This is a genomic window from Acinetobacter chinensis (assembly GCF_002165375.2).
In the GTDB taxonomy this organism is placed as follows: domain Bacteria; phylum Pseudomonadota; class Gammaproteobacteria; order Pseudomonadales; family Moraxellaceae; genus Acinetobacter; species Acinetobacter chinensis.
This window is the reverse complement of record NZ_CP032134.1, coordinates 2,262,217-2,283,593: the sequence shown is the minus strand read 5'-3', so window position 1 is coordinate 2,283,593 and position 21,377 is coordinate 2,262,217. Positions and strand designations below refer to the sequence as shown.

Sequence of the window (21,377 nt, the reverse complement as noted above, 5' to 3'; positions counted from 1 at the left end):
TCAAAGAGGGGAATATGTTCCGCAAGGGGAGGATTTAATTGCGACAGAATTACTGAAATAAACAAATTTAGAGATAGAAGATTAGACATGGCGATTTTACTCCCAACCTCAACAGCAGGCAGCTTACCAAAACCTTCATGGCTTGCAGAGCCTGAAAAACTTTGGTCGCCGTGGAAATTGCAGGACCAGGAACTTGTAGATGGTAAACTGGATGCACTGCGTTTGTCATTACATGAGCAACAACAGGCGGGTATTGATATTGTCAGCGATGGTGAACAAACCCGTCAGCATTTCGTAACAACCTTTATTGAGCATTTAGACGGTGTGGATTTTGAAAAACGAGAAACGGTGAAAATTCGTGATCGTTATGATGCAAGCGTACCTTCTGTGGTTGGTGCAGTTTCACGTCAAAAGCCTGTATTTGTTGAAGATGCAAAGTTCTTACGTTCATTGACTGATCAACCGATTAAATGGGCGTTGCCTGGTCCAATGACCATGATCGATACTTTATATGACGGTCATTATAAAAGTCGTGAAAAACTGGCTTGGGAATTTGCTAAAATTCTGAATCAGGAAGCTCGTGAGTTAGAAGCAGCCGGTGTAGATATTATTCAGTTTGATGAGCCTGCATTTAACGTGTTCTTCGATGAAGTGAATGACTGGGGTGTGGCGACTTTAGAACGTGCGCTTGAAGGTCTGAAATGTGAAACTGCGGTACACATTTGCTATGGTTACGGCATCAAAGCCAATACCGACTGGAAAAAGACTTTAGGTTCAGAATGGCGTCAATACGAAGAGGCATTCCCGAAACTGCAACAGTCTAAAATCGATATAGTATCACTTGAATGTCAAAACTCACGTGTACCGATGGATCTGATTGAGCTGATTCGTGGTAAAAAAGTCATGGTGGGTGCGATTGATGTAGCGACCAATGTGATTGAAACACCTGAACAAGTGGCTGATACACTGCGCAAAGCGTTACAGTTTGTCGATGCGGATAAACTTTATCCTTCAACCAACTGTGGTATGGCGCCACTTGGTCGTGAAATTGCACGTGGTAAATTGAAAGCGCTTAGTGCAGGTGCAGAGATTATCCGTCAGGAATTAACTCGTTAATTCAACATTTAAATCATTTATTGAAATCACATTCAAAGTTCCTTTTTCTACAAAGAAGAGGGAGCTTCCGATACACAGTTAGATCTAAACAGCACAGTATTTCAGAACTTTATTCAAATACAGCGTTTTAGGCGAATAGGAACACGGTCATGGTTGATGCAACAGACTTTAAAAATGCAATGTCTTCGTTAACGAGTGCGGTCAATGTTGTGACCACCGTTGGTGAATCAGGTTTTCATGGCTTTACAGCCTCTGCTGTGTGCAGTGTAACTGACACACCACCGACATTATTGGTCTGTATGAATAAATCATCACGTTCTCATACGCATTTTGTTGAAAATAAAGTTTTGACTGTGAATGTTTTAGGTGCTCAACATGAGCAACTTTCTAATGCATTTGCATCGTCTAAACTCAGTTCAGATGAGCGTTTTGCACTTGGAGAATGGTCTGAACTTGAAACAGGTTCACCTGTGCTGGCTGATGCTTTGGTCAGTTTTGATTGTAAAATTTCAGATATTCAGGAAGTGGGAACACATACCATTTTTATCTGCCCAATTGTTGCAATCCAAAAGAACCAGGAAGATCAAGCTTTGGTTTATTTTAACCGTGCTTATCACCAGGTTGGTGAAACAGAAATCGCTTAAATCCAGGGTTTGTCATTCGTCCGTGTATTTTCAAATCATATACGCTGTGTGTGCAGACCCTGACGCTCCAAAATTTTATTACCTCAATCTATAAAGTCAGTAATCCGTGGAACTCATCATTTTTTTAATCATCGGCGCATTTGCAGGATTTGCAGCTGGGCTGTTTGGCGTGGGTGGTGGTACCATCATTGTCCCGCTTCTATATATCGTCTTTAGCCAGATGGGCTATGATCCTGATGTTGTCATGCATCTGGCATTGGGTACTTCACTTGCAACGATCATTGTCACTTCAATCAGCTCTTTAATGGCACATCAAAAGAAAGATGGCATTATCTGGTCGGTATTTAGAAATCTGGCACCAGGTATGGCATTGGGCTGTTTCTTTGGGGCTGGTATTGCAGGCTGGTTATCTGGACTTCATCTGCAAATGATTGTTGGCGTATTCTTGCTTTGGGTGGCGTACACCATGTTTATGGGCTCGAAAAAGGTCGTGGATAATACTAAAACATTACCGTCGACACCGGCACAAATTGGTGCAGGAGCGGGGATAGGTATTGCTTCCGCAATCTTTGGTATTGGTGGCGGGAGTATCACTGTGCCATATCTCACGCATTATGGCGTGGTCATGCAAAAAGCAGTCGGAACTTCAGCTGCATGTGGATTACCGATTGCGATAGCCGGTGCATTAGGATTCATGCTTTTTGGAATGAATGCGCAGGTGAATGTGCCTAATACCATTGGTTTTATTCATGTTTATGCTTTTTTAGGCATCAGTGTCATGAGTTTCTTTACTGCAAAATTCGGTGCAAAAGCTGCGCATGCATTATCACCAGCAGTGTTAAAAAAATGTTTTGCAGTTTTATTGCTCTGTGTAGGCAGTTTCCTTTTAGTAAAAGGGTTTATTTAAGCTGAGTCTGGCTGATTTTCCATTCACCCAGAATTTAGAGTGATCTGAGTTCTGATTCGGAATGGATATTTTTCCTGTGATATTCAGGTTCTTAAAAAGAGCAGAGTGAATTAAAAAAAGCCTCCAGAATGGAGGCTTTTTTAATGGTCTTTATCAATACTGGCTTTTAACGACCGTTACGTCCGCGACCACGTGGAGCTTTGGTATTTGGACGGGTCGTACCGTTGGTTTTACGCTTCGGTTTTTCACTTTCGTCCATTTGCCAGATACGTTTGGTTCCTGATTTTTTCACAGAACCATCTTTATTTTTACGCACCATTGGCTTGCCGCCAGTACCGCCTGGTTTTTTCACATAAGAACGTGAGCGATACGGTTCTTCGGCGGGCACATTCTGGAAGTCAGGATATAACAGCGGTTCGATATCTTTGGTCTCGCCAGGCTGTAAACCCATCTGCACCAGGTCAATGGCACCGATACGTGTACGGATTAAACGTAAAGTTGGAAAACCGACTGCTGACGTCATACGGCGAACCTGACGGTTACGACCTTCACAGATGGAAATTTCCACCCATGATGTCGGAATGCTGGCACGGAAACGTACAGGAGGATCGCGGTCCCATAACCATTCAGGCTGTTCAACTTTTTCTGCTTTGGCAGGCAGAGTCATACCATCTTTGAGCTCCACGCCTTTACGCAGCTGCTCAAGCGCTTCTTCAGTGATATCGCCATCCAGCTGAACCAGATAAGTTTTAAACTTCTTGTTGGCAGGATTGGTAATATACTGGTTCAAACCACCGTGATCGGTCAGAAACACCAGACCTTCAGAGTCCATATCAAGTCGACCAGCCAGACGTAAAGTTGAGTCATCCACGAAGTCAGACATGGTCATGTGTGCTTCGTCTTTACGAAACTGGGAGAGGACGCCATATGGTTTATTGAGAATAACGATTTTCATAAAAGAACTGGCTTCTGTAATTACATAAAATAGCGATTGATTAAGTTTCATTTAACAAAGAAATGTGGCTATTCTTTGTATAAATCTCAAACAATACTGGAATTCGATTAGACTATTATGCGTTAAGAAGCGTTGAATGTATTGTCAAATTGGCAATTTTTTTGGATCAGCCAGCTATAATAAAAGGGAGAACCTGCAAAATGGGTTATCAGAAGATCACAGTGCCTGCGGATGGCGGCAAAATTACAGTAAATGCAGATTTATCATTAAATGTTCCAAATCACCCGATTATTCCTTTTATTGAAGGGGATGGCATTGGTGTGGACATTACACCTGCGATGAAATCGGTGGTGGATGCGGCTGTTTTAAAAGCCTACAGTGGCAAACGGTCTATTGAATGGATGGAAGTATACTGCGGTGAAAAAGCAGACAAAATTTATGGCACGTATATGCCAGAAGAAACTTTTGAAGCACTGCGTGAATTTGTGGTGTCCATCAAAGGTCCTTTGACCACACCTGTCGGTGGTGGTATCCGCTCTTTAAACGTCGCTTTACGTCAGGAACTGGATCTGTATGTCTGTGTGCGCCCAGTGCGCTGGTTTGAAGGTGTCCCATCTCCTGTGCGTCATCCTGAACTGACTGACATGGTCATTTTCCGTGAAAATTCAGAAGATATTTATGCAGGGATTGAATGGAAAGCGGACTCCCCTGAAGCCAGAAAAGTCATTAAGTTTTTAAAAGAAGAAATGGGTGTTAGTAAAATCCGTTTTGAAGATAACTGTGGTATCGGGATTAAGCCTGTGTCCAAAGAAGGTACACAGCGTCTGGTGCGTAAAGCGATTCAGTTTGCGATTGATAATGATAAGCCGAGTGTGACCCTGGTACACAAAGGCAACATTATGAAATATACCGAAGGTGCATTCAAAGAGTGGGGCTATGAGCTTGCAGTTGAACGTTTCGGTGGTGAACTGATTGATGGTGGTCCCTGGGTAAAAATTAAAAACCCAAAAACCGGTAAAGACATTGTGATTAAAGATGTGATTGCGGATGCCTTTTTACAGCAGATCCTCATGCGTCCTGCGGATTATTCTGTGATCGCAACTTTAAACCTGAACGGTGACTATGTTTCCGATGCACTGGCGGCTGAAGTCGGTGGGATCGGGATTGCACCTGGTGCAAACATTGGCGGGGCAATTGCTGTTTATGAAGCAACACATGGCACAGCACCTAAATATGCCGGTCAGGACAAAGTAAACCCAGGTTCCATTATTCTTTCAGCAGAAATGATGCTGCGTGATATGGGATGGATTGAAGCGGCTGATCTGATTATTAAAGGTATCTCAGGGGCGATTGCAGCGAAAACTGTAACCTATGACTTTGAGCGTTTAATGGAAAATGCCACACTGTTGCGCTGTTCAGAATTTGGCAATGCGATCATTCAGCATATGGACTGAATCTGAACTTCTAAAAAAGCCCGCACTGTTTGCGGGTTTTTTTATCAATGTAGATCATGCAGGATTCAGACAGCTGAAGCTAAGTTTAAAAGCTGAAAATAAGTCTGCACGATGGATAGTTTTTTTATTCATGGGCTGATATTTTATATGTTTTGGGGATATTACAGAATGAAAAGAATATTGACTCTCATCATGGCTCTAGGCTTGGGCAGTCCTGTGTTTGCTCAGGATATTTATAAGTGTACTTCCAGTGGGGAAACAGGCTATCAGTCGAAACCCTGCAAAGAAAAGGGTGAGCTTATTTCAGGTTTAAGGCATCACAAAACACAGTCTCCTGCAACAGCGTATACACTGGCAGATGAACAGCAGGAAGCTGAACCTTATACATCAAATGCTGTTCCAGACACAGCGGAAGGGAAAAAGAAAAGCCTTGCCATTGCACAGGACGCCTATCGGATGACCAAAGAGCGTAACTGACATCTCTGTAGCTGGAATGATCAAGGCATTTTAAAAATGCCTTTTTGATTCGGTTTAATGCTGATGCAGAGGCTTAGGTGGTGATTTACGCAGATAAACAAAAAGTACAACTGTTCCCGCCAGTAACACAAACCCTGCCAGTTCAAACTGCTGATGATAGGATACTCCAGCCTTTTGCAGGGTGCTGAATGTCAATCCACCAATCAGCTGGGTAATGGCAAAGCACAGCGTGGCAATACTCCACAGTTTTTTATAAGCATGGGTATAAATCTGCAATATCGTATATGAGGTCAGGAAAACGACAGCAGGATTCAGCAGACCTGTAAGGAATGAGGAGACAAAAGTCAGTGCTGGATAAGCATCCATAACAGCAATAAATATCGCTCCGACATAAAAAGAATACAGTACTTTCAGGGCGTTGAAATTCCCCAGTTTCCTGGACAGCATATAGGCTGTCACAGCCCCCAGTGCACTGCCGCTGCCATACAGAATCCAGTTGAAATTGATGACGTTCAGTCCCAGGTGCAGGGTGTTGCTGAGATAGTCAATCCAGAACAGAGAATGCGGTACATACGAAAAAGCACTGCATGCATATACCGTCAGCAGACACAGATACAGTCCCTGAACGGGTACAGATTCTGTCTGAGGAACTGTCTGAGCTGACAGATGTGATCTGAACTGCTGGAGCAGTATGCATAGAATGGCACACATGATGGCTGAAAAGCCAAAAAGAATGAGCCATGCACTGCTGGTGCTGATTCTGTCTAGATAGGGCATAAACAGTGTCGCCAGCAGAACCCCGATGCCGATACCACTGAAACCAATGAAATTGATGCTCAAGCGGTCTTTGAGATCACAGCACTGAGCCACCACACTTGGTGACAGGATCATGAGCAAGCCACCGCTGATCCCTGAAATGACACGCCAGAAAATATACCAGCTGCCATGAAAACCTGAAAAAGCACAGCTCAGCAGACTGATACTACCCAGAATGGCTGCACTTTGAATAAAAAACGTCATACGGCTGTTCTGTGGCAGTTTCATTGCCCAGAACGCTCCAATCAGATAACCCAGCAGATTTGCACTGCTCAGAATACTGGCAAAGCTGCTTGTCCACTCATAGGCAGCCCGTGTGGATGGCAGTAATGCAGTATAGGAAAAACGCAGAATACCAATCCCCAGGCACATACTGAGACACAGAAAAAGACTGAGTTTTACTTTGCTGGAGAGCATCCTGTTCTCACTATGGAATCATTTCTTGATGTTTAATTCACCTTAAGCGGGTTGGGAATAGATGACAAGTGAAATATATTTAGACTTTAGCCTGTATATTTTAAGCATACGGATACTTGATCAGTTCATTGTTTTACACACTGAAACTGAAAAATCAGACATCAACCGATGCTGCATTTACTGCATCGCCAATCGTGTAGTAATGTCCACCTGCAACATGATGCAGACTTTTCCATTCAGGGGCAGCTTCATGATAGTACCAATGCCCATTTCTGAAAACACGGTCATCTGCATAAGCTGCAACTACTTTTCCAATAAATAAATCATGAGCCTGCTGATTATGCGGTTCTGGAATCAGTTCGCAGATCAGCCATGCAGAGCAGCCTTCAACCAAAGGGACACTGAAATCATCTATCTGAAACAGAGGAGTATTGCAGTGCTCAAGTTTAAGCGGGTCTTCATGCTGACTGATGGAGCCGAGAGCCTGAACCAGCTGCAGTTGTTTCAGCGTCGGAACCTGTAGCACAAAAAATCCTGATTTTTCGATCAGCTGGCGGGTTTTTGTGGCTTTATCCAGCACGACGGAAACTTTGGCAGGTACCAGTTCCAAGGCGCATGCCCAGGCAGCAGTCATTACATTGATGTCATCCTGAAACTGAGCAGAAACCAGGACGGTCGGTCCATGATTGATCAGGCGATATGCTTTGGCGAGTTCAACCGTCTGTATGTGCGTATTCAATCTGGTCAGTCCTTTTATTCATCACCTGTGAGGAGATGTTTAGCAGAATTTTAAAATAGCTTAGAAGATTTTAAGATATATGGAATAAATAACTGTTTTATTGACGATAATTGCAACATTATGCAGTCAGAATAAAATCATTAAAAATGCTGAGAGATTCATCCAACATAGCATCTGACATATAATAAATGCAATAAAACAGCAGGATTCACAATGACTTTTCCCTTAATACTGAACATTGTCCTATTTACAGGCTTTATTTTTCTACTGATGCAGACCCGTAAAACGGACTGGAGTCTGGCTAAAAAAGTACTGGCAGGTTTATGTCTTGGGGTGATTTTTGGTCTGGGTTTACATTTTGCCTACGGCGCAGGTTCTGACATTCTGAAAGAGTCCATTCAATGGTTCAACCTCGTAGGTAATGGTTATGTCAAACTGTTACAGATGGTGGTGATGCCTCTGGTCTTTATTTCCATTTTGAGTGCCGTGATTAAACTGCACAATGCTTCATCACTGGGGAAAATCAGCGCCATTACGATCAGTACACTGTTGCTGACGACAGCCATTGCTGCTTTTGTTGGTGTGATAGTGACCAGTCTTTTTGGACTGTCCGCAGCGGGTCTGGTTCAGGGCGTACAGGAAACAGCACGGCTGGATAAGCTGAATACTGACTATATAGGAAAAGTGACGGACTTAAGTGTGCCCGATATCGTTCTGTCCTTTATTCCAAGTAATCCTTTTGCGGAGTTGACCGGTGCAAACCCAACCTCCATTATCAGTGTAGTGATCTTTGCTACATTTTTAGGAATTGCAGGGATTCATTTAATCCGTGACGATGCTGTGAAAGGTCAGCGGATTGTGACTGCGATTGAAACTTTGCAGGCATGGGTGATGAAACTGGTCCGTCTGGTGATGACCCTGACACCTTATGGTGTTTTTGCGCTGATCACTAAAGTCGTCGCAAGTTCCAACGCCGCAGATATTATCAATCTGGGCGGATTCCTTGTTGCATCCTATCTTGGACTGGCGATCATGTTTGCTGTACATGCACTGGTGCTGGCGTTGACCGGTGTCAATCCTGTACGGTTTTTTAAGAAAGTACTGCCTGTGCTGACTTTTGCATTTACCAGCCGTTCCAGTGCTGCCAGTATTCCTCTAAGTATTGAAGCACAGACCACACGACTTGGAATTCCAGAAACAATTGCCAGTTTTGCAGCATCTTTTGGAACCACGATTGGTCAGAACGGATGTGCCGGTCTGTATCCCGCTATGCTGGCGGTGATGGTTGCACCTACTGTCGGTATCAACCCTCTGGATCCTGTCTGGATTGTGACCCTGGTCTGTGTGGTGACGCTCAGTTCAATTGGGGTTGCAGGTGTGGGCGGTGGTGCAACTTTTGCTGCATTAATTGTTTTACCTGTCATGGGCTTACCGGTCACCCTGGTTGCACTGCTGATTTCAATTGAGCCTTTAATTGATATGGGACGTACTGCGCTGAATGTGGATGGTTCCATGACCGCAGGAATGGTTACAAGTCAGTTGCTGGGGCAGACCAATCAGGAAATTTTACAGTCCGATGAAGCTGTTGAGCTGAAACATAGCTGATACCATCCTTATGTGTCTGGAGGATTCAGGCACTGTGCCTGTGACAAATCCAGTGTGTAAAAACACTGGATTTTTATTTTGTGAAATTTATTTTATTAGTCCATTAATCCGAGTAGGGATCTGTATCTGTTTTATCTTTTGAACTGTATCTGTATTCATTTTTAAGATGCCTTATGATGTGAGTATAGACAGGAGAATCCCTTATGAAAATGTACCAGGTGGACGCGTTCACACAGCAGTTATTTAAAGGAAATCCGGCGGCAGTTCTGGTGCTGGATGAATGGCTCGATGATGTGCTGATGCAGAATATCGCACTGGAAAATAATCTGGCTGAAACTGCTTTTGTAAAACGTGTGGATGATGAAAACTATGAGATCCGCTGGTTTACCCCAAAAGTTGAAGTGGATTTCTGTGGTCATGCAACACTGGCATCTGCATTCGTTCTGTTTAAAGATTTTACCAGGGCGAAAAGTATTCAGTTTCATGTTAAAAAACTGGGGATATTTACGATTACTCAGGCAGAAGATGGCAAAATTCAGATGAATTTCCCTGTCCGAAAACCGGTACAGGTTACCGATTATCCTGAACTTTTAAATAAAGTCATTAATAAACCGTTTAAAGCCGTGTATTTAAACCCACAGGCTTATATTCTGGAGCTTGAGTCTGAGCAGGATGTGATCGATGCACAGCCTGACTTGGTTGCCATTGCCGAGATTGCACAACATCATCATGTCAGTACTGCCATTACAGCAACGGATCTGGATATTACGGTTACCGCAGCTTCTGATGACTATGATTATGTTGCGCGTTACTTTGCACCGCATAAAGGAATTAATGAAGACCCTGTTACTGGTTCCATGCATACCGGTCTTGCTCCTCTCTGGGCAGAGAAACTGGGTAAAAATGTACTGGTGGGTTATCAGGCTTCAGAGCGCGGTGGTAAGTTGTACTGTGAAATTCAGTCAGCCGAAAGAATTGAAATTTCGGGCTATGCAAAACTGTATATGCAGGCTGAAATTGAAGTGTAATTTACGATTTCAGACAGTCTGAATATACGAAATGCTCTGATGCTGACAGCAGATCAGGGCATTTTTTTATGTTTTTTGTCCATTGGAACAGGATAGAATTGAGCCAGAGAATGATCAGAAAAAAGGTTTGGCTGATGAGTTTTATTAATCACTTTATACATGAAGTTTCAATAGAATAATGATGAAAACGACACTTAGACAGCTGGCACTGACCAGACAACTGCTTTCCACGCAGCAGAACATTGCCACCGGGCTTGCAGGAACATTGCAGACCATACAGCAGTTGGGTTATGTGCAGATTGATACCATTTCAGTGGTCGAGCGGGCACATCATCACGTGCTGTGGAACAGAGTGCCTGGATATGAACATGGACACCTGAATCAGCTGGTTCAGCAGAAAAAGATTTTTGAATACTGGTTTCATGCCGCGGCTTATCTGCCTGTAGAGGACTATCGTTTTGCACTGCCCCAGATGCTTGAGGTCAGAAAGGGCACAACCCGCTATTTTGGGCGGGGCGATGCTGGTCTGATGCGGGAAATTCTGGCAAAAATACAGGCTGAAGGAAAAATCAGTTCCAGACAGATTGATGCAAAGCATAAAAATAAACAGGGGACATGGTGGAATTCTGGACCTGCCCGCAGGGCTTTTGAACATCTGTTTATGCAGGGTGACTTAATGATCTGCGAACGTCAGGGTATGGAAAAGTTCTATGACCTGTCTGAACGCTGTTTACCTGAAGGGCTGAATTTAAATATGCCCAGTATGGATGAATATGCAGAATACCTGTTTAAAACTGTTCAGCGCGCCCATGGCGTGTTCAGCTGGAAACAGTTGATACATTTAAAGTCAGGACAGCCCATTCGTGATGCCATGCGTCAGTTGATTCATGAAAAACTGAGTACCGGGGAAATTCAGGAAATCCAGCTGGATCGTGGGCAAAAGCTCTATGTTGATGCGGTGGGGATGGAACAGATGGCTGAACGGAGAAACAGCAGCCCTCAACGGGGTGAATACACGGATGTCAAAATTCTTTCTCCTTTTGATAACCTGATTATTCACAGAGAACGATTAAACACCCTGTTTGATTTTGATTATAAAATGGAATGTTATGTTCCTGCTGATAAAAGGATTTTTGGCTATTTCAGTTTGCCTGTTTTAGCTGAGAATGAACTGGTGGGCAGAATGGACTGTAAAGCCCATCGTGCAGAAAAACGGCTGGAAGTGATCAGTCTGCATCTGCAGACAGAAATCAGACAGCATGATGTTTTCTGGTCACAACTGGCAGAGGCACTAACAAAATTTGCAGTATTCAACCAGTGTACTCAGGTTGATGCTCAGCATATTGCTGGACTGGCACAACATCTGTACAGATCATGATGAAATAAACAGCAATATTTTCAAAAATTTACTATATCTTTACCGCAGTATTTTTTAAGATGAGAGCGGTATAAAACCTTAAAATCATTTATAAATTCTGGACAGATTATGTTGATGCAGATGAAAAAACTTACCTTGTCACTTTGTTTAATCGGTTTCAGTGCGGGGGCTTTTGCACAGACGGTATTACTTAAATCTGAACATAATATTGAAGAATATAAACTCGATAATGGTTTTCGGGTTCTACTTGCACCGAATGACAAAGAAAATAAAGTCTTTGTAAATACCGTTTATATGACGGGTTCGCTGAATGACCCTCAGGGCAAGGGTGGTCTGGCACATCTGCTTGAACATCTGGCATTTAAGGGCACACAGAATGTAAAAGGTGAAGAATTTCAGCGCAGACTGGATCAGTACACCTTAATGACCAATGCCAGTACAGATTATTATTCCACTAAATATATGAATATTGTACGCCCAGAAAAAAATGCACTGAATGAAGTCATCTATCTGGAAGCAGAGCGGATGGACAAACTGGTGTTGCAGGAAAAATTTGTCCCTTCAGAAATTAACATTGTCATGCGTGAGCGTGAAGTCCGTATGGATCAGCCTTTTGCTGTCATGATGGATCAGATGTGGAAATCTGCTTACGGCAATCAGTATATGGGACGTTTGCCTATTGGTGATCTGGCAGAACTGAAATCCATAAAAATGGATGAGCTGAATCAGTTCTATAAAGCCTGGTATGCACCAAACAATGCTGTGATGGTGATCTCAGGTAAGTTTGATAAAGCTGAAGTACTGAAACAGATTGATAAAAATTTCAGTAAGATTCCTGCGAGAAAAATGCCTGCACAGGCTCAGGTACCTGTACTGGATTCAGCAAAAATACAGAACCGTAATTTTGTGGTTCAAAAAGGCAGTGATCTGGCAAAATTCAATATCTATCTGAATGGAAAGAATGAAAAGATCAGAACCGTACTGTCTCTTGCACCTCCTTTATACAGTATGCAACCCAGCGGGCATCTTTATCAGAGCATAGTCGAAACAGGGACTGCAACAGCTGTTCAGTCTACAACATGGCTGGATCGTGATTTCAACCTGGTGTTTATGGGGGCTGTATATGCACCTGATCATCAGGCAGATAAAGTTCAGACAGGTCTGATTAATGGTGTGGAAAAAACAGCACCTTTCAATGAAACTGAGCTGAAACGTGTACAGTATATGGTACAGAACCAGGCTGAAAGTATTCAGACCAATGCTGCGGCACTGGGGTCACGGTTATCTGATTATTATGTGTCTTATCAGGGCGACTGGACGCAGTATTTTAAAGATCTGGAACGGATTCAGAAACTGAATGTGGCTGAAGTCAACAGTACCCTGAAAGACTTTCTAATCCCTGCACACCGTATTTCAGGGGATATAAAACCGACACCTGAAGATCAGAAAAAAGCACTTCAGCAGGAGAAAAAGGAGCAGGCACAGACGCTTGATCAGAAAATTGAACAGGCTGAACCTTTAAAGAATGTCAGTGAATATAAAAAGGAAGTCCGTCAGTATCTGGTCAGATCAGGTCAGCAACTTGAAAAAAATGAACAGAAAATTCAGCGTGGGCAGTTAAAAAATGGTCTGAAATATGCACTGTTCCCTGTGGCAACCCAGGATGATAAAACTTATGCCACGATCAATGTAGATTTTGGAACGGCTGAAAGCCTGTTCAATAAAGATGAAATTATTGATTTTACATCTTACCTTCTGCTTCGTGCATCAGATAAATACAGCCTGCAGAATATTGCAGATAAGTCCATTGAAGCAGGTGGCGGGGCAGTTGCTTCTGCGGCAGGTAATGGTATGAATATTCAGATCGTTGCAAAAAAAGAAAAATTTCCTGAATTTTTTCAGTACATCGTGGATGTTATGAAAAATCCTGCTTTTGAACAGAGTCAGTTTGATCTGATCAAATCTCAAACTCTGGCGACACTGAACCGCCCATATACTGAACCTGAAACTGTAGCTGCTTTAACCATAGCAAGGCTGATTGAAGTCTATCAGCCTGGTGATCTACGTTATCATTTTGAACCTGACTTTGCGGTTAAGCAGGTCAAGGCAGCATCCCGTGATCAGGTTGTGGAGCTATATAAAAAGTTCTTTGCCATGAACAACGCACAGGTTGCGCTGACAGGTGATTTTAAATCTGATGAAATGCTGAAACTGCTTCAGAAGAATTTTGAAGGATGGAACTCAGAGCAGCCTTACCAGCGTTTAAATTCTGAATTCAGGTCTTATTCTGCGCAGAAAGTTCATGCATTGTCTGAACAGCGTGAATTTGGCAGTTATCAGGCACTGCAGACTTTCCCAATGGGGGCTGATCATCCCGATACTCCTGCAATGATGGTGTTCAGTTATATCCTGGGGAACTCTCAGCTTTCTTCACGTCTTGCGCAGGAATTAAGAGAGAAAAATGCATTGGTGTACGGTTTTGGCAGCAGCATTCAGCTGGATGACTGGAGTGATTCAGGTGCTTTAACCATTAATGCAAATTACACAGCAGGCAAGTCGGCTGAAGTCTCACAGTCAGTGCATAAAGTGCTAGAAAAACTGCTGAAATCAGGTGTCACCGAACAGGAAGTGGAAGCAGCAAAAGCCAGTATTATGAAAAAGCGTGTAACCTCGCTTGAAGATGAACGTAATATTCATAAGATGCTTGCACCACAGCTGGAACGGAATCGTGATCTTCTGTTCAGAAAAAAACGTGATCAGGCTATTTCTAAACTGACAAAAGCAGATGTGGATACTGTGATTAAAAAGTATATTCAGCCGGATCATCTTGTGGAAGTCATGGCAGATCAGTATGGGCAGCCACAGGATAGTACTGCGGTCAAAAAATAAGTGAATTCAGACTAAAAAGCCGCTGATAACAGCGGCTTTTTTTATATATATCTTATTTATGAATGTCTTAAGAAAGTGAATCAGATTTAAGTGAAACAGGCAGTCTCTATTTCTAAGAGATGACCTGTACAGCACTGATTCAGTAGGGCGTATCCAGTCGATAAAACTGTCTCGCATTATGATGAAATACCCGTTCCAGGGTTTCATGGTCATAACCCGCCACAATGTCACTGAATGCATCAATGATATTGACCAGTGAGGTGCTGACACTGTCCATTGGAAAGTTGGAAGCAAACATCACCCGATAAGAACCAAAGCTGTCCAGTGCATGGGTAATCAGTGGAGCAACCAGATCAATGATCTGCTGTTTTGATGCCTGCTGTTTTTTCTTATGGAACTGATGTCCAAGTACCGGCATGAACAGACCTGACATTTTAGTATAGACATTTGGACAGGTTGCCAGTTCTGCAATGTTGTCCTGCCACTGATAGAAAATATTTTCCCGGGCAGTCTGAGTTAAACCTGTGGATTGCCCCACCTTGCCAAACAGCCCTGCAGGCGTCCCAAAGTGGTCGAGTACAATTGAAGTTTCAGGGAATTTTTTTGCCAGTTCTATAACATCTGCGATCTGAGTGGAATATATCCAGGCATCAAAACTCAGATGGTGCTGTGCGATCTGTTCAAAACCTTTTAAAAACTTTTTACTGGTATACAAATGTGGGTCATCTGCCCAGGCATGAATCCCTTTATCTTCATGATGTGCTGCCATACGACGGATGCCACGCACTTTTTTTGAAGCCTGTTGATGCAGTTTCAGAATTTTTTTAAAATTACTGTCTGTCGGATCTGCTGTGGCAACAATTGCTCCTAGTTTTACGGTGTCAGCATTGAAAGCTAATGATTCAATAAATTCGGTTTCACCGACTACGCCTTTGCCTTTATGGTTTGCCCAGCTGGCTTCTACATGGACGACCTGTTCAACCGCATAATGCCCCGTATCTTTTTTATAATCCTGCGGTAAATAAGGACGGGTAATATGCGTTGTCAGTCCAACCGTATCCAGCAGATCGCGCGGTTTGACCAGACGCACCATTTTATCCAGTAAAAAAGGGTGCTTGCCCAGCAGTTTTACTGCCAGTGCTGCTGCATGTGGTGTGTTATAGGGATCCCATTGGTGAATATGTGGGTCAATCAATGCAAATCCTAAATTTTGCATAATTATTCTGCCGTTGTTATATCTTTGTTTCCATTCAAATATAAACTGGATAGAAAGGGAAGATGGTTCAGACTGAAAACACAAGAATAAAACAATTTCTGTTCTGGTTAATTGGGCTGAAAACAATATCAACAGAATGCTGTATCAGTGATAAATGGCAGGTAAGCCCTCAAGGCTGAAATAGTCAGGTGAGAGATGATGCTGTGACATCGACCAATCGCGGTCAGGCAGCTGTGTTGCACCAATCGCCAGTCCCTGTTGTCCATAGCGTTTTTTGACCTGATCCATAACACACTGCAGTTTTTCAAATTTTTCCAGCTGCTCGTGATCTGCCCACAGGTCATGTATATGCGTGGCTTTATTTTCAAGTCCAGTCAGAATGACACCACATTTTTTAAAGGCTATACCTGATTTAAACAATTCGGACATACGTGACATCAGTACCTGATTCATCTGCAATGCAGAGTCTGTTGGAGTTGCAAAATTAATCGTAATCGATTGGTGGTAATACTGTGTCCGACCAGGAAAAGTACCTGACTGTACGAAAGCAATCAGACCGTTGCATAGCGATTGCTGTCTGCGCAAACCCGTAACCGCAATCTGTAGAAAATGACTCATGGCTTCAGATAATGAGTCCAGGTCACTGATACGCTGACCAAAGGAGCGGGAAGAGATAATCTGCTTTTTGGATGTGATGATCTGTTCGAGTTCCAGGCAGGAAACACCCGTCAGCTCCAGTACACTTCGTTTCATGACAACCGAAAACATTTTTTCTATAAATGCAGGATCAGCCGTTGCCAGATCAAATACAGAATGAATGTTCAGAGCATGAAGCCGTTTACAGTTTTTACGGCCCACACCCCAGACTTCAGCCACATCAATCTTCTGAAACAGCATTTCCTTACTGCACAGATCCATTTGTGCAAGATTACAGACACCTGCCATATAGGCATTTTTTTTAGCCAGATGATTGGCAAGTTTAGCTTCAGTTTTACTGCGACCAATACCGATACATACAGGAATGCCCAGCCATTGTTCAATACGCTGTCTGATCTGCTGGGAAAAATCTGAAAGATCATGCTGCTGAAACGGACTGAGATTGAGAAAACCTTCATCAATGGAGTAAAACTCGTGATTCAGCGGGCTGACAGAACTTTTTAAAATATTGTGAAAACGCCGTGATATTTCATTATAAAGCTTATAGTTACTGGAACGTACCTGAATCTTATGCTGTTGCACAAGGGACTGAATCTGATAAAACGGAACAGCCATTTTAATGCCTAGCTGCTTGGCTTCTTCTGAGCGTGAAATGACACAGCCATCGTTGTTGGACAGCACAATAACAGGCACATGATTCAGCTGTGGATCAAATGCCCGTTCACAGCTTACATAGCAGTTATTCATGTCCACCAGTGCATAAATCTGATCCTGATTTTTCATAAAAAGCACCAGATCAGGCAAGCATTTTTTTCAGGTTCCAGGTCACGACCGCAAGAACACTGAAAGTCTGACCGGGTTTCAGACAAATATTGTCATATTCAGGGCTTTCAGCTTTCAGCCAGCGTTCAGGAATGTCCTGTCCATCTTCGCCAAACTCTTCCTCCAGTTCTGCCCGGGACATCTGAGCTGAAACCATCAGACGTTTAATGGTCAGTTCATGCTGATCAATCAGAGCAACCACTATACTGCGGTGACGGGGCTCCAGACTGCGATCAATGACTACAATATCACCGTACTCAAGTCCGGCATTGACCATGGATGTGGTTTTAATGACATTCAGAAAAGTCGCTTCAGGATTGCTGATCAGAATGTCATTTAAATCAATAACTTTATCAATATCATTGACGGACGGTGCTGGAAAACCTGCCGGAATGGATTCTAAGGTCACTGGTAAGGGGCAGGTGCGCTGAGGGTAGACTTTTTGCAGTTCAGCATTAATGATGGATGATGCCTTTGATGTTGAAACCGTATGTTGTAAAGGTGCGAGAGCATTTTCAAGCAGAGCATTCAATGTTGGACTGGGTTTTCCATGCTCACCCATCAGCTGTTGCAGTCTGGCAAAAGCGGCATCAGAAAAATATATGGGAATTTTTTTGGACATGTCTGCTCCTACGCAACAAGGCGTGTTTGAAGAAATACAGTATTCAGAGCATAAATAAACAGGGAAACGGCTGCAACGGGGCAGGTGTGAAATCCGACAGGATTGCGTCAGACTGGGACGTAGTCATATTTAAAAAATCAGACAGGCAAATAAAAAAAGCCCCGAAGGACTTTTTAAAATACATTAAATAAAGAACTTAATGTTCATGCTTGTGATCATGTTTATGCGCATGAAATTCTTCATTTTTACGGAAGCGCAGATAGTTTTCAAACTGGTCACAGTATTCATCATAGTTATCTTCCAGCATCATCTGGAACTGCTGAAGAATATAGGACATGACCTGATCTTTGGCATCACGCATTTCATTACCGTCTTTAAAGTTATTGGCAGCGACCCATGTATTGAAACGGGCTGTACCAAACAGCATGGCAGCACTGACCTGACCACGTAATTCTTCAGGTTTTGTCTGTTGCCCTTTAGGCGGTCGGCAGAACTCATTAGCATGTTTAATAAATTCGTCAGCACGCTCAAAAAATACAGCATTTAAGGCTTCTTCTTCGGTGACATCTGTAGCTTCAATTTTCTGAGACATGACTTTTATTCCACAACTTAAACTTCAATAGACGGCTATTATAGGCAATTGAATACTTAAACGAAACGCTTAACTTCTTCTGCTTCGACATTCATATATTCTTCGAAATTGGATGCATATTCTTCAAAATTGTCTTCCAGCATCATTTTGTACTGATCCAGGAAATACTGAAGAATCAGCTCTTTATTGTTTCGCATATCATCAGCATTGCTGTAACCACAGGCAGTCAGCCAGGTGCTGAAACGGGCATTGGCGTACATAAATGAAGCGCTGACTTTTGCTGCCTGAGTTTCAAATTCAGATTCTGAGACAGAGTTGCATTGTTTATTTGCCAAAGAGATAAACTCATCAGCACGTTCATAAAACTGATCATCTTCAGGTAATTGATTTTCTTCAGACATTTGACTTCCATGAAAGAACTTGTGTGTAATTCTGAAGTATAGCATACTCAAAATAGCCTAAGCATTTTAAAACTGCCGTTAAATAAGGAATTCTCATGCAGGACGCCATTGCCATACAAAGCCTGAAAAGTGATATCGCTTTACTGAAGCAGAATATCTGGCCACCGGCGAACCTGGCAAATGTTGAGGGATTACCCATTTACTATGGATCCAGACAGCAGGTTGAGACGTACTATCAGCAGTGGAGTGGGCTGATCGAGCGGGCACAGGAACTATGCCTGCCGTTTATGCAGGATGAATTACCTGATGCTGTACATTTACCCAGCCATCTGAATTTACCTTTGTTTTATTTTCATGTGGATCGGGTTCGGATCAATAAAACCAGAGCAAAAGAATCCAAAACTTTTCGTGGTATTGCAAGCCTGGTGGAAAAATGTGGACAGTTCGATACCACTGAAATGACGGCTATGGCACACTGGTTAAACAGTGATGATACTGCGGCACTGGTGGCACATCGTGAATTTATTGATTTACGGACCTATGTTTTTCAGCATGGTGCAAGTGAATACACACGCACACGGTTTTATGTCAATGGACTGGTGTTAAGTACGGAATCACATTTCGAACTGGTGGATGCCCGGGATAAACCACGAAAGCAGCGCAATGACAGTTACAGTGATCCGCTGGCTGATAACGGTACATGGAAAGTGTTTGGGAAATACCGTTGATATAACCGACTCCAATAGAAATTTAGGGAAATATTTTTGTTTTTCACGGCTTACTTTCCGTGGATACTCCTTATGCCATGAAGAAAAGTACTGATCTGTCTGAAGTAAGCTCAACCAGGATTCAGATGACAGTGCTGTCGTTGCGGGAAAACCTGTACACACTGGTAACAGCTTTTGAACCGGATAGACTGAGGATGCATTTACTGGATCACACAATATGCAAAACAGTTTTAGAGATGAAATCCTGGATTTTGACCAGTTGCTGATTGAACAAAGGCTGTCAGATCAGGGACAGCCTTTGTAAAATGAATGGATAATAAAAGAAATACTGAGGTTTCAGTTTTTATTTCAGGAACTTACGGCTGACCAGGAACTGTTCTGTCGCTTCAAGCAGTTTTTCGGCATAGACTTCCTGCTTGGCGGTTAACCAACCCAGTGCAAACCAGTCACTGGCTTCCAGTTCAGTTTCCTGTAAGTAAGAAGATGAAGATGCCAGGACCTGATACTGTTCACAGGCTGCCTGTGCGTCATTTAACGATTTACCGTACTTCTGCAGGTTTTTCACATCATAAATACTGGTCAGAAGTGGAAAACTGAATTTCAGTTCATTCAGGCGTAATGCCAGCGCTTCCAGACTTTCCAGATCAGACAGGTCGGCACTGTTCAGACATTCCTGTAACTGCTTGTACTGATTTTGCAGTGTATTCTGAGCAAACCATTTCAGGTCATGACTCTGTACTTTAGTGGAACTGCTCAGACTGAACATCAGCAGCTCAAGATAATGCTGAACATTCTGTGTCGATTTCACCAGGTTAATCAGCTTTTCCTGAGCATATAAAATATCTTTATTCAGGCTTTCTGCAGTCTTTGGATTTTGCAATAAAGCGCCTAGAGTACGTTGCATATGTTCAAAATGTGCAAGATTTTTAAAATGGCTTTCAAATGCTGACAGTTGATGTGCCCATTTATCGGTTTTGGTATCGGTCCAGTCTTTGAACAGCGCTAGACTCAGGTGCAGATGATGCAGTGCAGTCTGTGCCTGTTCAATATGCTCTTTTTCTGCGACCTGAGCGGAAATGGCTGCAATATTGGGCAATAAATGCTGAAGATGACTGGCAATAAAAGAACGGAGGTTTTTATCAGCAGAGTCTTTTTTATTGAACTGCAGCTCTTTGGCGGTACTTGCAGGGCTGACGTTTTTATTGCTGACGAGTAAATTGCCAAATTCTGCTTTGCTGCGGACATCCAGCCATAGCTGATATTTTTTAACCCATTCGAAACTGAAAGCCAGTAAAGACTGAACAGAGCCACTTTTCAGTTCAAACTCAACTTCGTGAATATCCTGTTGAGCTGATGCTGTACGGACCTCACCAATATCCACACAGACTTCAATTTCAGCATCTTCAAACTGAATGATACGGCTGGTACGCTGAATATCTGTTTCGAACTGGAGTGTAAGCTGATCCAGTTCATTACCCAGCGCATTTTTTAAAATACTCAGGGCTTCGGGGTTTTGTTGATATACCGAAAGATCCAGTTCTGGAGCCTGTTCCAGTTCACCCAGACTGTGATTATCTTCAAAACGCTGAACATGGCTCTGGGGTGTCGCAGCTTTCAGTGTCTGTACCCACTGCGTACCTTCAAGACGCTGACGTAACGCAGCTTTGTGCTGTGCCAGCAGTTTGCTTTCAGTATCGAAATAACGGGCCTGGAGCTGAATGACATCAGATTTTTTAGGGTCTACGGCTTTGAGTAAGGCACTGCGACGGGCTTCTGGAATCTGAAATTTCAATTCAACTTCAAGCATGGGGTTTTCCTGATTGTTATATTAAGGCAAGCAATTCGATAAACAGTGAATCGTGCAAAGAGTCCGTATTGTAGCCCAAAAGCCATACTTGAACAGAGGCAGACTGG

Annotated in this window: 19 protein-coding genes; 10 read left to right on the top strand and 9 right to left on the bottom strand. The window is 42.9% G+C overall.

Annotated elements, in window-relative coordinates; all coding sequences use genetic code 11:
- Nucleotides 1-87: 87 nt before the first annotated feature.
- The 3 genes from CDG60_RS11800 (at nucleotide 88) to CDG60_RS11790 (ending at nucleotide 2,667) form a co-directional block, all read left to right on the top strand.
- Nucleotides 88-1,116: a methionine synthase gene (locus tag CDG60_RS11800; RefSeq protein WP_087512479.1), complete on the top strand. Its 1,029-nt coding sequence runs from the start codon at nucleotides 88-90 to the stop codon at nucleotides 1,114-1,116.
- Between the two features lie 149 nt (nucleotides 1,117-1,265).
- Nucleotides 1,266-1,760: a flavin reductase gene (locus CDG60_RS11795; protein WP_087512480.1), complete on the top strand. Its 495-nt coding sequence runs from the start codon at nucleotides 1,266-1,268 to the stop codon at nucleotides 1,758-1,760.
- A 106-nt stretch (nucleotides 1,761-1,866) separates the two neighbouring features.
- Entirely contained in the window at nucleotides 1,867-2,667 is an 801-nt protein-coding gene (locus CDG60_RS11790; protein WP_087512481.1) for a sulfite exporter TauE/SafE family protein, read from the top strand.
- Nucleotides 2,668-2,833: 166 nt separating this feature from the next.
- Here the strand turns inward: CDG60_RS11790 and CDG60_RS11785 are convergent, their stop codons facing one another.
- Nucleotides 2,834-3,622 carry a pseudouridine synthase gene (locus CDG60_RS11785; RefSeq protein ID WP_087512482.1) on the bottom strand — a complete coding sequence of 263 codons (789 nt, stop codon included), beginning with the start codon at nucleotides 3,620-3,622 and terminating at the stop codon, nucleotides 2,834-2,836.
- A gap of 200 nt (nucleotides 3,623-3,822) precedes the next feature.
- Between CDG60_RS11785 and icd the strand changes: the two genes are divergently transcribed.
- Together icd and CDG60_RS11775 are read left to right on the top strand one after the other, a co-directional pair.
- Nucleotides 3,823-5,076 (top strand): NADP-dependent isocitrate dehydrogenase, encoded by a 1,254-nt coding sequence (gene icd / locus CDG60_RS11780; protein ID WP_087512483.1) that lies wholly within the window; start codon nucleotides 3,823-3,825, stop codon nucleotides 5,074-5,076.
- A 168-nt stretch (nucleotides 5,077-5,244) separates the two neighbouring features.
- Nucleotides 5,245-5,553 carry a hypothetical protein gene (locus tag CDG60_RS11775; RefSeq protein ID WP_160117036.1) on the top strand — a complete coding sequence of 103 codons (309 nt, stop codon included), beginning with the start codon at nucleotides 5,245-5,247 and terminating at the stop codon, nucleotides 5,551-5,553.
- Between the two features lie 54 nt (nucleotides 5,554-5,607).
- On the opposite strand, the gene CDG60_RS11770 is transcribed toward CDG60_RS11775, so the two are convergent.
- Together CDG60_RS11770 and CDG60_RS11765 are read right to left on the bottom strand one after the other, a co-directional pair.
- On the bottom strand, nucleotides 5,608-6,786 hold the full coding sequence (locus tag CDG60_RS11770; protein WP_087512485.1) for a YbfB/YjiJ family MFS transporter: 1,179 nt from the start codon (nucleotides 6,784-6,786) through the stop codon (nucleotides 5,608-5,610).
- Nucleotides 6,787-6,940: 154 nt separating this feature from the next.
- Nucleotides 6,941-7,525, bottom strand: coding sequence for a flavin reductase family protein (locus CDG60_RS11765; protein ID WP_087512486.1), 585 nt, complete (start codon nucleotides 7,523-7,525; stop codon nucleotides 6,941-6,943).
- A 213-nt stretch (nucleotides 7,526-7,738) separates the two neighbouring features.
- Between CDG60_RS11765 and CDG60_RS11760 the strand changes: the two genes are divergently transcribed.
- The 4 genes from CDG60_RS11760 to CDG60_RS11745 all read left to right on the top strand — a co-directional run bounded on the left by CDG60_RS11760 (nucleotide 7,739) and on the right by CDG60_RS11745 (nucleotide 14,425).
- A complete protein-coding gene (locus CDG60_RS11760) occupies nucleotides 7,739-9,130 on the top strand; it encodes an L-cystine transporter (RefSeq protein WP_087512487.1) in 1,392 nt (463 codons plus the stop codon).
- A gap of 203 nt (nucleotides 9,131-9,333) precedes the next feature.
- The gene (locus CDG60_RS11755; RefSeq protein WP_087512488.1) at nucleotides 9,334-10,158 is read left to right on the top strand and encodes a PhzF family protein; all 825 of its coding nucleotides are present in this window, start codon (nucleotides 9,334-9,336) and stop codon (nucleotides 10,156-10,158) included.
- A 181-nt stretch (nucleotides 10,159-10,339) separates the two neighbouring features.
- Nucleotides 10,340-11,536 (top strand): winged helix-turn-helix domain-containing protein, encoded by a 1,197-nt coding sequence (locus CDG60_RS11750; RefSeq protein WP_087512570.1) that lies wholly within the window; start codon nucleotides 10,340-10,342, stop codon nucleotides 11,534-11,536.
- 108 nt (nucleotides 11,537-11,644) lie between these two features.
- Nucleotides 11,645-14,425, top strand: a complete 2,781-nt coding sequence (locus tag CDG60_RS11745) for a M16 family metallopeptidase (protein ID WP_087512489.1) — start codon at nucleotides 11,645-11,647, stop codon at nucleotides 14,423-14,425.
- A 139-nt stretch (nucleotides 14,426-14,564) separates the two neighbouring features.
- Here the strand turns inward: CDG60_RS11745 and CDG60_RS11740 are convergent, their stop codons facing one another.
- The 5 genes from CDG60_RS11740 to CDG60_RS11720 form a co-directional block, all read right to left on the bottom strand.
- Nucleotides 14,565-15,641 carry an amidohydrolase family protein gene (locus CDG60_RS11740; protein WP_087512490.1) on the bottom strand — a complete coding sequence of 359 codons (1,077 nt, stop codon included), beginning with the start codon at nucleotides 15,639-15,641 and terminating at the stop codon, nucleotides 14,565-14,567.
- A gap of 144 nt (nucleotides 15,642-15,785) precedes the next feature.
- Nucleotides 15,786-17,081: a Y-family DNA polymerase gene (locus CDG60_RS11735; RefSeq protein WP_087512571.1), complete on the bottom strand. Its 1,296-nt coding sequence runs from the start codon at nucleotides 17,079-17,081 to the stop codon at nucleotides 15,786-15,788.
- Nucleotides 17,082-17,094: 13 nt separating this feature from the next.
- Nucleotides 17,095-17,742 (bottom strand): LexA family protein, encoded by a 648-nt coding sequence (locus CDG60_RS11730; protein WP_087512491.1) that lies wholly within the window; start codon nucleotides 17,740-17,742, stop codon nucleotides 17,095-17,097.
- Nucleotides 17,743-17,938: 196 nt separating this feature from the next.
- A complete protein-coding gene (locus tag CDG60_RS11725) occupies nucleotides 17,939-18,334 on the bottom strand; it encodes a DUF3144 domain-containing protein (protein ID WP_087512492.1) in 396 nt (131 codons plus the stop codon).
- 56 nt (nucleotides 18,335-18,390) lie between these two features.
- A complete protein-coding gene (locus CDG60_RS11720) occupies nucleotides 18,391-18,735 on the bottom strand; it encodes a DUF3144 domain-containing protein (RefSeq protein ID WP_087512493.1) in 345 nt (114 codons plus the stop codon).
- A 95-nt stretch (nucleotides 18,736-18,830) separates the two neighbouring features.
- Between CDG60_RS11720 and CDG60_RS11715 the strand changes: the two genes are divergently transcribed.
- Nucleotides 18,831-19,463, top strand: a complete 633-nt coding sequence (locus tag CDG60_RS11715; RefSeq protein ID WP_087512494.1) for a hypothetical protein — start codon at nucleotides 18,831-18,833, stop codon at nucleotides 19,461-19,463.
- A gap of 343 nt (nucleotides 19,464-19,806) precedes the next feature.
- Here CDG60_RS11715 and CDG60_RS11710 read toward each other — a convergent pair whose 3' ends face one another.
- A complete protein-coding gene (locus CDG60_RS11710; RefSeq protein ID WP_087512495.1) occupies nucleotides 19,807-21,270 on the bottom strand; it encodes a CYTH domain-containing protein in 1,464 nt (487 codons plus the stop codon).
- Between the last annotated feature and the right edge of the window lie 107 nt (nucleotides 21,271-21,377).

Bases quoted from the DNA above. Each gene is read 5' to 3' on its own strand.
- CDG60_RS11720 (WP_087512493.1), bottom strand. From the start codon at position 18,735: ATGTCTGAAGAAAATCAATTACCTGAAGATGATCAGTTTTATGAACGT.
- CDG60_RS11785 (WP_087512482.1), bottom strand. From the start codon at position 3,622: ATGAAAATCGTTATTCTCAATAAACCATATGGCGTCCTCTCCCAGTTT.
- CDG60_RS11710 (WP_087512495.1), bottom strand. From the start codon at position 21,270: ATGCTTGAAGTTGAATTGAAATTTCAGATTCCAGAAGCCCGTCGCAGT.
- CDG60_RS11745 (WP_087512489.1), top strand. From the start codon at position 11,645: ATGTTGATGCAGATGAAAAAACTTACCTTGTCACTTTGTTTAATCGGT.
- CDG60_RS11800 (WP_087512479.1), top strand. From the start codon at position 88: ATGGCGATTTTACTCCCAACCTCAACAGCAGGCAGCTTACCAAAACCT.
- CDG60_RS11775 (WP_160117036.1), top strand. From the start codon at position 5,245: ATGAAAAGAATATTGACTCTCATCATGGCTCTAGGCTTGGGCAGTCCT.
- CDG60_RS11735 (WP_087512571.1), bottom strand. From the start codon at position 17,081: ATGAAAAATCAGGATCAGATTTATGCACTGGTGGACATGAATAACTGC.
- CDG60_RS11725 (WP_087512492.1), bottom strand. From the start codon at position 18,334: ATGTCTCAGAAAATTGAAGCTACAGATGTCACCGAAGAAGAAGCCTTA.
- CDG60_RS11715 (WP_087512494.1), top strand. From the start codon at position 18,831: ATGCAGGACGCCATTGCCATACAAAGCCTGAAAAGTGATATCGCTTTA.
- CDG60_RS11760 (WP_087512487.1), top strand. From the start codon at position 7,739: ATGACTTTTCCCTTAATACTGAACATTGTCCTATTTACAGGCTTTATT.
- CDG60_RS11750 (WP_087512570.1), top strand. From the start codon at position 10,340: ATGAAAACGACACTTAGACAGCTGGCACTGACCAGACAACTGCTTTCC.
- CDG60_RS11755 (WP_087512488.1), top strand. From the start codon at position 9,334: ATGAAAATGTACCAGGTGGACGCGTTCACACAGCAGTTATTTAAAGGA.
- CDG60_RS11740 (WP_087512490.1), bottom strand. From the start codon at position 15,641: ATGCAAAATTTAGGATTTGCATTGATTGACCCACATATTCACCAATGG.
- icd (WP_087512483.1), top strand. From the start codon at position 3,823: ATGGGTTATCAGAAGATCACAGTGCCTGCGGATGGCGGCAAAATTACA.
- CDG60_RS11795 (WP_087512480.1), top strand. From the start codon at position 1,266: ATGGTTGATGCAACAGACTTTAAAAATGCAATGTCTTCGTTAACGAGT.
- CDG60_RS11770 (WP_087512485.1), bottom strand. From the start codon at position 6,786: ATGCTCTCCAGCAAAGTAAAACTCAGTCTTTTTCTGTGTCTCAGTATG.
- CDG60_RS11730 (WP_087512491.1), bottom strand. From the start codon at position 17,742: ATGTCCAAAAAAATTCCCATATATTTTTCTGATGCCGCTTTTGCCAGA.